Genomic DNA, 12,572 nt, shown 5'->3' on the forward strand with positions numbered 1-12,572 from the left:
ATGAAGATTCTCTTTGTGACATGGGACGGTCCCCAGGTTACTTATCTTGAAAGCTTGTTTTTGCCTATATTCCACAAACTGAAGGGATATGGTTTCCAGTTTTACGTTCTCCAGTTTTCTTGGGCTGATAAAGAAGAGATTGCATTAAGGCGAAGTGCCTGTGAGTCTTTCGATGTACCTTATTACTCGATTCAGGTTGCTAGAAGACCTGTAGCACTTGGCTCATTTTTGACAGCACTCTGGGGGGGGCGTCATATCAGAAGGCTTGTTGACGATTGTGCAATCGATGTGGTTATGCCAAGGAGTACATTGCCGGCCATGAGTGCCTTGCTTGCACTTCGAGGTCGGAAAGAGAAGTTGGTTTTTGATGCGGATGGACTTCCGCTCGATGAACGTGTTGATTTTGATGGGCTTTCACCAAATGGTTTTGTGTATCGCTTCTTAAGGGATGTCGAATCTCAAGCTGTGCGCGTATCAGATGCTATTTTGACAAGATCTTCTGAGGCATCAAGTGTTCTGTTCGCTCGGGCTGGGGCTGGTACGTCAAAAAAGAAATTTTTTGTTGTTACTAATGGCAGGGATAAGAACCATTTTAAAGTTGATAATGGGTCTATACCTAATCATGCAAGGCGGGAGCTATCTGTTCCTTCTGGTTCCCCGCTCGTTGTTTATGTGGGCTCGCTCGGTGGAAAGTACAAGATCAAAGAGATGTTTGATTTTTTTTCTTTGATTGTAGAGAGAGATTCTTCTGCGAGAATGTTGGTTCTTACTGGATCAAAAGAAATTGCAATATCAGAATTAAAAAGTTTCCCTTCAATTAAGGATTCTGTTCGCATTGACAAGGTTGGAGCTTCTGAAGTTCCAAGATATTTGTCGGCGGCTGATCTTGGTTTGGCATTTATTCAGCCAGGGTTTTCGATGAAGGCTGTTTCTGCAATCAAGGTTGGTGAGTATCTGCTTTGTGGGGTCCCATGTGTCCTTGTTGATGGTTTTGGCGGAGAAAAAGAAAAAGTAAAATCTGTTTCAGTGATTTTAAAAGATTTCAGTAATGAGGCTATGACTGAAGCCGTGAACTGGTTTTTTGAAGTGGTTGTTCCTCATAGGAAAAGTATGCGGGAAAAATGTCGTAAAAGGGGTGTTGATTTCTTTTCCCTTGAGGCAGCAGTAGAAAGCTATCTTGTTGCTCTAAAATCTCTATGAAAAGTTCGAAAATATTAGTTCTTTCAAAGTATGCTCGTAAAGGGGCCAGTTCCCGTCTACGGACCTTTCAGTATCTGCCTTTTCTGGAAGAGAGTGGGTGGGAGTTTGCGGTTAAGCCATTGTTTGATGAGGCTTACCTGGATTCACTCTATTCCGGTCAGGGGCGGTCTCGCGTTGCAATGGTTATGGCCTATCTACGCCGTTTTTTTGTGATATCCGGCTTTTTTCGTTACCGAGTTATCTGGTTCGAAAAAGAGCTTTTCCCCTATATGCCAGCTTGGATTGAAGTGTTGCTGTCCTGGATTGGGGTGCGATATGTGGTCGATTATGATGACGCCATTTTTCATAATTACGACTTGTCGGGTAACACTTGGATTCGGTGTTTCCTTGGTAGAAAGATCGATACGGTCATGCGCCATGCCGCTTGTGTGATTGCAGGTAATGAATATCTTGCTGAGCGGGCCAGGCTTGCCGGTGCGAAGCGTGTTGTTGTGATCCCAACCGTGGTGGATCATTGTCGTTATTCCGTGGGCAATGATGCTCGTGACCCGATTACGGTAGGATGGATCGGGTCCCCCACCACCCAAAAGTATGTGGAGCAATTACTTCCCGTCCTGCAGAAATTGGGCAACACCCATGACTTTCGCCTTCTACTGGTGGGTGCGACTGCGGACATCGCTGGCCGCCTATCGGGCATCAATGTCGACGTATGCCCCTGGTCGGAGGATACGGAGGCAGACATGATCCGAGAAATGGATATCGGCATTATGCCGCTCGAAGATGGACCCTGGGAGAAAGGGAAGTGCGGCTACAAGCTTATTCAGTATATGGCCTCTGGCATCCCTGTTGTTGCGAGTCCTGTGGGGGTGAACCCTGGCATTGTTGAGGGGGCCGGGTGTGGACTGCTTGCTGAAACGCTGAACGACTGGGAAAAGGCGTTCAGTACGCTCATTGGTAGTAATACTCTGCGTGATGAGTTTGGCGCTGCAGGACGCGCTGCTGTCGAAAGTCATTACTCGATTAAAAGCCAGCTTGCAGTCTTGGAATCCTGCTTTGCATCCACGGAGGTAGATGTTGAGTGATTTAGGGTCTGATGGACTTCAACTTGTCTCAGCTATTTTTGTGTTTCTGACGGGGGGCATGTTGGCTTTGTCGCTTTGTCGATACTTCAGGGTGTCCACGTCCCGTGCAATGGCCTTATATCTATGGCACACCCTGTTCTCACTGGTCTATCTTGCGTATGTGATCAATTTTGGCGGCGATGCAATGATGTATTTCCGCTCCAGCCTGTCTGGCGATTTGGGGTTCGCTTTTGGAACCCTGGGTGTTCGGTATGTCGTATCCTTCCTTTCACAAGGTCTTGGCCTGTCGTTTCTTGGCTGTTCGCTGTTTTTCCAGATTTTTGGCTTCATCGGGTTGTTGGCTTTTGATGCCGCTCTTAGGGAAGTCACCTGGGAAAAGTCCCGTAATATCCGGCTTCTGGCCTCACTGATTGTTTTTTTGCCCTCAGTCAGTTTTTGGTCTTCCGGTCTTGGAAAGGATTCACTGTCATTCTGTGCCATGGGGTTGGCGCTCTGGGCTGCTTTGAGTTTGAAGCGGCGTTGGTGGCTGCTGATTATCGCCATGCTGATCATGTTGCTGGTCCGGCCTCACATGGCGGGGATGTTGGGTCTTGGTCTGGCTGGGTCATTTGTATTGCAGCGTGGAATTCCTTTGCCGCAACGCGTCGTGTTAGGCGGTATCGCCTTGTCTGCGGCGTTATTTCTTGTACCTTTAGGGCTTAATTATGCCGGGGTGGGGGAAGATGCGGGAGCTGACGATGTGATGCAGTATATTGAAGGGCGTCAGGGGAATAATTTGAAAGGAGGGGGCGCTGTTGATATTTCAGGTATGAGCCCGCCTGCTCAAATGTTCACCTATCTGTTCAGGCCTACCCTTATTGAAGTGCGTAATTTGTTTTCCCTGGCGGCTGCTGTGGATAACACCATTCTTCTTTTTCTTTTTATTGCCGGTGGCTTGGCGTTGGTGAGAAAGCCTTTGCCTGCTCATTTGCTGGCCCACAACCGTATGTTTTTGTGGATTTATTCGCTGGGAGCCTGGCTGATTCTGGCCATGACCACCGCCAACCTGGGCATCGCCTTGCGACAGAAATGGATGTTTGCGCCCATGCTAATTTTCCTGCTGATTTCGGTGATCGGCCGGTCTCGGTTGCCGGTCGAACCTGAGCCAGCCGCTCTCGAGGCCAGTAAACGATGAAAAAACCGGTTTTCTTGCTGGTCGCGAGTTTTCCGGATTCGCTGATCAAGTTTCGTGGTCCGCTGATCGAGGCCTTGCGGGAAGCGGGTTGCCAGGTGCATGTGGCGGTGCCAGGTCTGAGCGGTGATTCTGACATTGCTTCTCGTCTGTCTGAATTAGGTGTGCAGGTTCATGATATTCCGCTTCAGCGCACGGGTATGAACCCGGTAAAGGATCTGTCTGCCTTGTTCGCTTTGCGCAAGTTGATGCGGCAGATACATGTCGACTATGTGCTTGGCTATACCATCAAGCCGGTGATCTATGGTTCCCTGGCTGCCTGGATGGTGGGGGTTAAGAACCGTTTCGCCCTGATTACCGGGCTAGGCTATGCCTTTACCGGGGCGGCAACGGGTTTGCGTAAGGTGCTTCGCACTTTGATTCAGCAGCTGTACCGGTTTTCACTTTCGCGCAATCGTCTTGTGTTTTTTCAAAATCCTGATGACGAGGCTCTATTTCGGCAACTTTCATTGCTGAAACCTGCCATTCCATCCCGTGTAGTGAATGGCTCCGGGGTGGATGTGGCGGAATATACGGTCGCCGCGTTACCCGAAAAGCCTTCTTTTTTGCTGATTGCGCGTTTGCTTGGGGACAAGGGCGTGCGTGAATATGCTCAGGCGGCGGCCCTGGTGAAGCAGCGGTTCCCTAATGTGATGTTTCGGTTGGTGGGTTGGATAGATGACAACCCTGACGCCATTAGTCAGGTAGAGCTGGATGCCTGGATTGCGGCCGGTACGGTAGAGTTCTTGGGCAAGCTTTCTGATGTTCGTCCTGCGATCAGTGAGAGCAGCGTTTATGTGCTGCCTTCCTACCGGGAGGGGACCCCCCGCACCGTGTTGGAAGCCATGGCCATGGGCCGGGCGGTGATTACGACGGATGCCCCTGGCTGCCGTGAGACGGTGGTGGACGGCGACAACGGTTATCTTGTGCCGGTTCAGGATGTGTCCGCGCTGGCTGCGGCCATGATCAAGCTTGTGGAGAGCCCGGCGCGGGTGGCGGCCATGGGCACTCGCTCGCGGCAGATGGCGGAAGACAAGTACGATGTACACAAGGTTAATGCGGTGATGCTCAGGGAAATAGGGCTGGCATGAAGCGATTGATGGATATTTTAGGGGCTATGGCGGGGCTGCTGCTGCTGGCGCCAGTCATTGTTTTGTTGTCTTTGCTTGTCAGGGCCAAGCTGGGCAGCCCGGTGCTGTTTCGGCAGAGCCGCCCAGGCAGGGCAGGGCTGGCGTTTCAGATGGCCAAGTTCCGCACCATGACCGATGCCCGTGATGCCAATGGCGAGCTGCTGCCGGACGCAGACCGGCTTACCGGCTTTGGCCAGTTTCTTCGCGCCAGCAGCCTGGATGAGTTGCCCGAACTGTGGAACGTATTGAAAGGTGACATGAGTCTGGTGGGCCCGCGTCCTTTGTTGATGGACTATCTGCCCCTCTATTCTGAGCGCCAGGCTCGCCGCCATGAAGTCCGCCCCGGAATTACCGGTTGGGCGCAGGTGAATGGCCGTAACGCCCTGAGTTGGGATGAAAAATTCGAGCTGGACGTTTGGTATGTGGAAAACCGGACTCTGTGGTTGGATATAAAGATCCTGTTTCTGACGGTCTGGAAGGTGATCAAGCGGGACGACATCAATCAGGATGGTGAGGCGACAATGACGCGTTTTACCGGGAGCCATAAATGAGCCGTCGTCTTGGCATCATTGGTGCCGGAGGCCATGGCAAGGTGGCTGCAGATACCGCCCTGCGCTGTGGTTGGGAAGAGGTGGTTTTTTTTGATGGGCTTGCCTCCAAAGGGGGCTATTCCATTGGCCGCTGGGACGTGGTGGATGTGCCGGAGAATGCGGCTAGCCATGGTTGTGATGCTTTCTTTGTTGCCATCGGCAATGCACAGCATCGTAGAACCTGGTGCGAATGGGTGCTTTCGAAATCCCTTCCGCTGATATCACTGGTTGACCCTTCCGCCGTGATCAGCTCGTTTGCGGAGATTGGAGAGGGTTCGTTGGTGGTAGCGGGTTCGGTCATCAATGTAGATGCGAGGGTTGGGCGCGGCGCCATTATTAATACCCGCGCTAGTCTCGATCATGATTGTGTGATCGGCGATTATAGCCATGTCTGTCCAGCCGTTGCACTGGGCGGTGAGGTCACGGTAGGTGAGGGTTCATGGCTGGGCATCGGCTGCCAGGTTAAGCAATGCATCGCTATCGGTAATGCTGTGACTGTTGGCGCCGGTGCCACGGTGGTATCTGATATTCAAGATGGTTTGACGGTGGTGGGTACGCCTGCACGGTCTGTGTAATCAGGGATTTTCCCTGTTATGATATAGCTAACCGGTATTTTGGTGGAGCTTGCTCTATGAAACGCTCTAAAAATCAAACAGTTGCCTTCAAGGTTGCTCAGGCCGTCGGGTCTATGGCGATTGAGAATGTTCAACTATCCCGTGATGCCCGCGCAAAGATGCTGCGTGTGGCTCGGGGAAGTGAGCCTGCTTCTGTGGCGATTGATGCGTTGGTTGAGCAGTATCGGCAGGTTGAGCCGGCTGGCTGAAGCATGGACGCCGATTATCAGAATTATGATCTTCAGGATGAAGATCCTTATCTCATACCGGGTTCATCCTGTCTTGTTAACAGCCTCGGTATTACGGATACCGCTAGATTGTACCAGGCCGAAGCAGATATTAGCGCTGTGGCATATGCCCAGTTGATTGCCTTTCCAATTACCCCCTCCTTTGATTTGGCGCATTTATGTGCAATCCATGCGGCCTTGTTCGGCAACGTTTATCCGTGGGCGGGAGAGTTGCGGCGTACCGAAATTGGTAAGGGAGGAAAGCTGTTCCTCCCTTACTCCATGGTAGAGACGATCGCCCATGAGATTTTCCGTGACCTGCATGGTGAGGGACTATTACGCACGCTTGAGGCCAAGGCCTTTGCTGAGCGCGCGGCCTATTACCTCGGGCGAATCAATCTTGTTCATGCTTTTCGGGAAGGGAATGGCAGAACTCAACGTATTTTGATTGACCAACTGGCCGAACTGTCTGGCTATGCTTTTGAGTGGTGGGCTATCTCTGGTGAGCAGATGGCTCAGGCTTGTCGGGCTGCTCGGCAGGATGTGCCGGATTATTCATTGTTGGTAAGGCTGCTGCAATTACACATCACAACGCTGTGATGGCCTGTTTCAGGCTATTTTTTGATACTGAACGGAATCCAATTTCTTATGCTTAACGGCCCTTTCTCCCCCTGGCCTTCCTTTTCTCAGGAGGAAGCTGATGCGGTGTCCCGCGTACTCCTCTCTAACAAGGTGAATTACTGGACCGGTCAGGAGGGGCGTGAATTCGAACGTGAATTCGCTGCCTTTGCCGGTACCGAATATGCCATTGCGGTGGCCAACGGCACCTTGGCGCTGGATCTGGCCCTGCAGGGGCTGGGTATCGGCGTTGGTGACGAGGTGGTGGTGACGCCGCGGACCTTCCTGGCGTCTGCGACTTCTGTGATCAATGCCGGGGCCACGCCGGTGTTTGCGGATGTGGACCCGGATACCCAGAACATTACCCCTGAAACGGTTGCCGCTGTGATTACCCCTAAGACCAAAGCGGTTGTCTGTGTGCATCTTGCGGGCTGGCCCTGTGATATGGATGGCTTCATGGCCCTGGCCGAGGAGCACAATCTGTTCGTGATTGAAGACTGTGCCCAGGCCCATGGTGCGACTTACAAGGACAAGCCGGTAGGTGGCCTGGGGCATGTGGGGTGCTGGTCGTTCTGTCAGGACAAGATTATGAGTACCGGCGGTGAGGGTGGCATGGTCACCTGTAATGATCGTGATTTGTGGTCGCGCATGTGGAGCTTCAAGGATCACGGCAAAAGCTGGGATGCGGTGTATGAGCGCGAGCACCCACCTGGCTTTCGCTGGTTGCATGAGTCGGTGGGCACGAATTGGCGCCTGACGGAGATGCAGTCGGCCATTGGGCTGATTCAGTTGCAGCGGATGGCTGAGTGGACGCAGGCGCGGCAGGCTAATTGTCGGGCGGTCTGGGATGTGGCGGCGTCGTTACCCGGTTTGCGAGTGCCGACCTTGACGGATGAGATTGGTCATGCCGGGTACAAGTGTTATGTGTTTGCGGATCAGGCTAACCTGGCTAAGGGCTGGGATCGAGATCGCATCATGAATGCTATCGTGGCTGAAGGCGTGCCTTGTTTTTCCGGATCCTGTTCTGAGGTGTATCTTGAGAAGGCGTTTACGGATCTTGGGCTTGGGCCGCAAGAGCGGTTGCCTGTGGCAAAGGCGCTAGGTGAGTCGTCATTGATGTTTCTGGTTCATCCTACATTGACCGACGCTGAGATTGAGAAGACATGTTCTGCTATTCGCAAGGTGATGGCGCAGGCGGTTTGATTTTAGTGGATCGTGGCGGGGTATCGTGCCAAGTGCACTTTAGACGAAAGGAGGGGGCGTCGCGAATAGCCAGTGCTTGCATGGTGAGTGAAGCGTTGTTCGCCATGCAAGCATAGCTCCTACGGGTGCTTAGCCCTGTTGCTGATGTTTCGTTATGCCTATGTGGTGTTGCCATTGGTGACTGCGGGGCTGGCGCGAAGGTAACGGAATAAACGCGATTTCATTCGGGAATCTTGCTTTGTTGCTGGGTGCGTTGTCGTTGTCGGGTTCGCTTGCAAGCAAGCTCCTACAGGTGGAAGGCCAATGCTGTTTGCTTAGGGTAGAGGCTCTCGAGAATGCTGAATGTCGGTGGAACGCGCGGGCTTTTGTAGGTTTTTGCTTACAGTTCGATTGGCGGCTGGGCTGGTTGGTTTGTAAGTCATCGCACAGCCCTTTGATCTTGCTGGTGCGGTCGCCGACGGTTTTGGGGCGAAATGATTGGCTAAGTGGTGAAATCTTGTTATGAACTGTATTCATAGCATAAATGGCCATTGGATAATGCCAAAAAGCGCCTATAATGCATTCCTTGATTCAGGAATGTGCTTTCTGTCACATTAGCTAGTTTAAGATTCAGCGCTAACGCTGACTCGCTTGGTCACATGGATGGACCTGATGCCTTCTACATTTTTGTACCCTTCTGTTTACCGGCTAATTTCTCTCACTCGTCGCTCCAAGCGCGCGGTAATGCTCACGGCTGATGTGTTGGCGGTGCCCCTATTGGTGTGGATGGCGTTTTCTCTTCGCTTCAACTCGTTTAGCCCGCCGATTCATGATCTCTGGATTTTCCTGGTTGCGCCGTTGGTGTTGATCCCGGCCCTGTATATGGCGGGGTTCTACAAGTCTATTGTGCGCTACCTGGGCGCGGAAGTGGCCTGGTCCATGCTGACGGGGGTGTTTTCCTCTGTCGTTGTGCTGGCTGCGGCGTCTTACATGATCCCGGATGCTGCGGTACCCCGTTCGGTGTTCCTGATCTGGGGCATGCTCAGCATGTTGTACTTGGGCGGTAGCCGCTTTGTGATGCGGCGCTTCCTGGTGCACGTGCTGGGTGGGGCGCTGAATCGTCAGCCGGTGGCCGTGTTTGGTGCCGGTGGTGCCGGTGCCCAGTTGGTGGCTGGCCTGCAGTCCTGTGTTGAAATGTTCCCTGTCATGGTGGTGGATGATGCCTTTAACAAGCAGGGTACTTTGCTCGCCGGGGTGCCAGTGGTGGACCGCGAGGCGTTGGAGAAAGCCTGCCGGCGCGGCAAGGTGACCTCGGTCTTGTTAGCCGTCCCGTCGCTGAGCCGTTCCCAGCGAATGGCTATTGTGCGCTGGCTGGAAACCCTGAATGTGAAGGTGCAGACGGTACCTGCGTTTTCCGATATCGCCAGCGGCAAATCGCGTATTGAAGAGATCAAGGATGTTTCCATCGAGGATCTGCTGGGCCGTGATTCGGTGCCGCCCAAGCCGGAGTTGCTGCATCGTTGTATCAGCGGCAAGCATGTATTGGTCACCGGGGCTGGCGGCTCTATTGGCAGCGAGTTGTGTCGACAGATTCTGAAGTTGAAGCCGTCTTGCCTGATTCTGTTTGAGCAGAGCGAGCTGAGCCTGTACGCCATTGAGAAAGAGATGGCGGCGTATATCGACGCCAAAGGGCTGCAGGTGGAGCTGTTTCCCATGCTGGGCTCGGTGGTGAACCGGGGGCACATCGAGCGGGTGTGCCGGGAGTACCGTGTGGATACGGTTTATCATGCCGCCGCCTACAAGCATGTGCCGATTGTGGAAGGCAACCCTTCCGCCGGGGTGCGCAATAATATTCTGGGTACCCTGGAAGCGGCTCAGGGGGCTGAGTCCGCAGGCGTGAAGCACTTTATCCTGGTGTCCACCGACAAGGCAGTGCGCCCCACCAACGTGATGGGGGCGACCAAGCGTTTTGCCGAGATGGTGCTGCAGGCCATGGCGGACCGTGGCTCCGAGACGGTTTTTTCCATGGTGCGCTTTGGCAATGTGCTGGGCTCTTCCGGCTCCGTGGTGCCACTGTTCCGGGATCAGATTCAGCGCGGTGGGCCGATAACGGTGACTCACCCTGACGTGATTCGTTATTTCATGACCATCCCCGAAGCCTCCCAGCTGGTGATTCAGGCCGGGGCCATGGCCAAAGGCGGCGAGGTGTTTGTACTGGATATGGGCGAGCCGGTTCGGATCGTGGATCTGGCGCGGACCATGGTTCACCTGATGGGCCTGTCCGTGAAAGACGACGAGACCCCTAGTGGTGATATCGAGCTCGCCTTTACCGGCCTGCGCCCGGGCGAAAAGCTCTATGAAGAGCTGCTGATCGGTGAGTGCAGTGTAGGCACCGAGCATGAAATGATCATGCAGGCCACCGAGGAGCGGCTGAGCTGGGATGAAATCCAGTTCGCCCTGGAGTCATTCCGCAAGGCTCTGGAGAAGGGCGACAAGGTGGCGCTGAAGTCCTTGCTGCGCAGCTATGTGGCAGGGTACGAGCCGGGTACCAATGGTAGCCGCCCGCTGGAAAGCATGCAGACCCGGGAGTTGCCCAGGCTGGTGTCGGATAATCGGGCTCTGGCGGACTGATAGTTTTTTCGCTCAGAGCTTCAACGTCTGCATTCTGTGGGAGCGGTGGTTCCACCGCGAAAAGACCTCGCCCCCTCCGGCGCAGTATCGCGGTGGAACCACCGCTCCCACAGAACAGGTCAGGCTTTGAGGGGCCAGCCGTTTAGCCGCGAAACGTCTTCTTTCTGTCGCATCTCTGCGCTCTTTCCTTATAAGATTTTGAACTAGCCTGCCCCTTTTTATATGTCTTTTTCCCTGTAAAATGCCCTTTTTCTGCGCAACCCATGGCCCCGTTGGCCTTCTGAGGGAATTCGCCCCGTGAATATGGATATCGTGATAACGCTGCTGATTGTGGCTTCGGTGCTGGGGGCGCTGGCCAGTAATCGGGTGCCGGCGGATATCACCATGATGGCTGCGCTGGTGATGGTGCTGGTGACCGGGGTGGTGTCTCCTGGTGAGGCGCTGTCCGGCTTTGCCAACCCCGGGCTGATGACCATTGCTGCCCTTTATGTGGTGGCGGCGGCCTTGCGGGATACTGGTGCCATTTACTGGGTGGCGCACCGTTTGCTGGGCCAGCCGAAATCTGTGTTTGCCAGCCAGTTACGGCTGGTGGCGCCGGCCTCTCTGCTGAGTGCCTTCCTGAATAACACCACTGTGGTGGCGATGATGATTCCGGCGGTGCAGGAGTGGGCCCAGCGCCTGCGCCTGTCTGCATCGAAGCTGCTGTTGCCGCTCAGTTATGCGGCCATTCTCGGTGGCACCTGCACCCTGATCGGCACCAGCACTAACCTGGTGGTGGATGGCCTGGTGCAGGAAAGGGGCATGGAGGCCTTCGGCATCTTTGATGTGGCCTGGGTGGGGATTCCCGTGCTACTGGGCGGCTCGTTGTTTCTGCTGCTGGCTGGCCGTTTTCTGCTGCCCGAGCGTGAGGGCATGGTGGAACAGTGGGAGCATGCCCGCGAATACCATGTGGAAATGCTGGTAGCGAAGGGTAGTCCGCTGGCGGGGCGCTCCATTCAGGATGCGGGATTGCGTAACCTGACCTATGGGTATCTCACCGAGATCCAGCGTGGCGAGCGTCTGTTCCCGGCGGTGGGGCCGGAGATGACCCTGCAGGAAGGGGATCTGCTGGCTTTTGTCGGGGTACCGGAGTGTGCCCGGGAATTGCAGCGGATCAACGGCCTGCAGGCGGCCCATGGCGGTGCGCACAAGCTGGCTTTGAACAATCACCAGCGGCATCTGGTGGAAGTGGTGTTGAGCCCGGAGTTTCCGGGTATCGGTAAGACGGTAAAAGAAACGGGCTTCCGTACCCGTTACCAGGCCGCCATTCTCAGTATCAGCCGCAGCGGCCAGCGGCTGCCCGGCAAGGTAGGGGAGCTGGTGCTGAAGGTGGGCGATACCCTGCTGCTGGAAACCGGTGAGCAGTTTGTGGAGCAGTATCGCTACCGCCGGGATTTCATGCTGGTCAGTCCGCTGAAGGATTCCACGCCACCGGATTTCCGTCGCGCGCCGGTTGCTGTCGGGGTGCTGGTGGCCATGGTGATGGCGAATGTACTGGGGCTGGCCTCTACCCTGGAAGCCGCTCTGCTGGCTGCGGGCCTGCTACTGGTAACCCGCTGTGTAACAGTAAACCGCTCACGCATGAACGTGAGTGTGAATCTGCCAGTGCTGGTGGTGATCGGTGCCTCTTTCGCACTGGGACGCGCCATGGAAAGCAGCGGTGCTGCCGCCTGGATTGTGCAGCAGGTGATCCCGGACAGTGGGCTTTCGCCTTGGCTGGCACTTGTGATTGTCTACCTGCTGACCGCCATGTTCACCGAGATGATCACCAATAACGCTGCCGCCGTTCTGGTCTTCCCCATCGCCCTGGGGGTAGCAGAGCAGTTGGGCGTCAGCCCCATGCCTTTCATCGTTGCGGTCATGTTCGCCGCCTCAGCAAGTTTCATGACCCCACTGGGCTACCAGACCAACCTGATGGTCATGGGCCCGGGCGGCTATACCTTCCGCGATTACCTGAAAATCGGGTTTCCGATGAGTGTGGTGGTGGCGGTGATTACGTTGGCGGTGATACCCCTTGTCTGGGGGTTCTAGCTACGAGCTACGAGCTAC

The 12,572-nt window shown here is 54.6% G+C and carries 11 protein-coding genes; all 11 read left to right on the top strand.

What is annotated here, in order from left to right:
• Positions 1-1,200, top strand: a complete 1,200-nt coding sequence (locus B3Q33_RS02760; protein WP_273010233.1) for a glycosyltransferase family 4 protein — start codon at positions 1-3, stop codon at positions 1,198-1,200.
• A complete protein-coding gene (locus tag B3Q33_RS02765; protein WP_273010232.1) occupies positions 1,197-2,282 on the top strand; it encodes a glycosyltransferase family 4 protein in 1,086 nt (361 codons plus the stop codon). Before B3Q33_RS02760 ends, B3Q33_RS02765 begins: the two co-directional genes overlap by 4 nt.
• Complete coding sequence (locus B3Q33_RS02770; protein WP_273010231.1) at positions 2,272-3,456, top strand: hypothetical protein; 1,185 nt, start codon at positions 2,272-2,274, stop codon at positions 3,454-3,456. The genes B3Q33_RS02765 and B3Q33_RS02770 overlap by 11 nt, the downstream gene beginning before the upstream one ends.
• Positions 3,453-4,583, top strand: a complete 1,131-nt coding sequence (locus tag B3Q33_RS02775) for a glycosyltransferase family 4 protein (protein WP_273010230.1) — start codon at positions 3,453-3,455, stop codon at positions 4,581-4,583. The genes B3Q33_RS02770 and B3Q33_RS02775 overlap by 4 nt, the downstream gene beginning before the upstream one ends.
• Positions 4,584-4,591: 8 nt before the next feature.
• Positions 4,592-5,173 carry a sugar transferase gene (locus tag B3Q33_RS02780; protein WP_286826772.1) on the top strand — a complete coding sequence of 194 codons (582 nt, stop codon included), beginning with the start codon at positions 4,592-4,594 and terminating at the stop codon, positions 5,171-5,173.
• Positions 5,170-5,787 carry an acetyltransferase gene (locus tag B3Q33_RS02785; RefSeq protein ID WP_273010228.1) on the top strand — a complete coding sequence of 206 codons (618 nt, stop codon included), beginning with the start codon at positions 5,170-5,172 and terminating at the stop codon, positions 5,785-5,787. The genes B3Q33_RS02780 and B3Q33_RS02785 overlap by 4 nt, the downstream gene beginning before the upstream one ends.
• Positions 5,788-5,843: 56 nt before the next feature.
• Positions 5,844-6,035, top strand: coding sequence for a hypothetical protein (locus B3Q33_RS02790; RefSeq protein ID WP_273010227.1), 192 nt, complete (start codon positions 5,844-5,846; stop codon positions 6,033-6,035).
• Between the two features lie 3 nt (positions 6,036-6,038).
• Positions 6,039-6,653 carry a Fic/DOC family protein gene (locus B3Q33_RS02795; protein WP_273010226.1) on the top strand — a complete coding sequence of 205 codons (615 nt, stop codon included), beginning with the start codon at positions 6,039-6,041 and terminating at the stop codon, positions 6,651-6,653.
• Positions 6,654-6,701: 48 nt separating this feature from the next.
• On the top strand, positions 6,702-7,874 hold the full coding sequence (locus B3Q33_RS02800; RefSeq protein WP_273010225.1) for a DegT/DnrJ/EryC1/StrS family aminotransferase: 1,173 nt from the start codon (positions 6,702-6,704) through the stop codon (positions 7,872-7,874).
• Between the two features lie 723 nt (positions 7,875-8,597).
• Positions 8,598-10,484 carry a polysaccharide biosynthesis protein gene (locus tag B3Q33_RS02805; protein WP_273010224.1) on the top strand — a complete coding sequence of 629 codons (1,887 nt, stop codon included), beginning with the start codon at positions 8,598-8,600 and terminating at the stop codon, positions 10,482-10,484.
• Between the two features lie 303 nt (positions 10,485-10,787).
• Positions 10,788-12,554: an SLC13 family permease gene (locus B3Q33_RS02810; protein ID WP_289622891.1), complete on the top strand. Its 1,767-nt coding sequence runs from the start codon at positions 10,788-10,790 to the stop codon at positions 12,552-12,554.
• Positions 12,555-12,572 lie beyond the last annotated feature (18 nt).

The organism is Alcanivorax sp. UBA3183 (assembly GCF_002364155.1).
GTDB lineage: Bacteria > Pseudomonadota > Gammaproteobacteria > Pseudomonadales > Alcanivoracaceae > Alcanivorax > Alcanivorax jadensis.

Excerpts from the sequence above, each read along its gene's own strand:
- B3Q33_RS02760 (WP_273010233.1), top strand. The coding sequence starts at position 1 with ATGAAGATTCTCTTTGTGACATGGGACGGTCCCCAGGTTACTTATCTT.
- B3Q33_RS02765 (WP_273010232.1), top strand. The coding sequence starts at position 1,197 with ATGAAAAGTTCGAAAATATTAGTTCTTTCAAAGTATGCTCGTAAAGGG.
- B3Q33_RS02770 (WP_273010231.1), top strand. The coding sequence starts at position 2,272 with ATGTTGAGTGATTTAGGGTCTGATGGACTTCAACTTGTCTCAGCTATT.
- B3Q33_RS02775 (WP_273010230.1), top strand. The coding sequence starts at position 3,453 with ATGAAAAAACCGGTTTTCTTGCTGGTCGCGAGTTTTCCGGATTCGCTG.
- B3Q33_RS02780 (WP_286826772.1), top strand. The coding sequence starts at position 4,592 with ATGGATATTTTAGGGGCTATGGCGGGGCTGCTGCTGCTGGCGCCAGTC.
- B3Q33_RS02785 (WP_273010228.1), top strand. The coding sequence starts at position 5,170 with ATGAGCCGTCGTCTTGGCATCATTGGTGCCGGAGGCCATGGCAAGGTG.
- B3Q33_RS02790 (WP_273010227.1), top strand. The coding sequence starts at position 5,844 with ATGAAACGCTCTAAAAATCAAACAGTTGCCTTCAAGGTTGCTCAGGCC.
- B3Q33_RS02795 (WP_273010226.1), top strand. The coding sequence starts at position 6,039 with ATGGACGCCGATTATCAGAATTATGATCTTCAGGATGAAGATCCTTAT.
- B3Q33_RS02800 (WP_273010225.1), top strand. The coding sequence starts at position 6,702 with ATGCTTAACGGCCCTTTCTCCCCCTGGCCTTCCTTTTCTCAGGAGGAA.
- B3Q33_RS02805 (WP_273010224.1), top strand. The coding sequence starts at position 8,598 with ATGCTCACGGCTGATGTGTTGGCGGTGCCCCTATTGGTGTGGATGGCG.
- B3Q33_RS02810 (WP_289622891.1), top strand. The coding sequence starts at position 10,788 with ATGGATATCGTGATAACGCTGCTGATTGTGGCTTCGGTGCTGGGGGCG.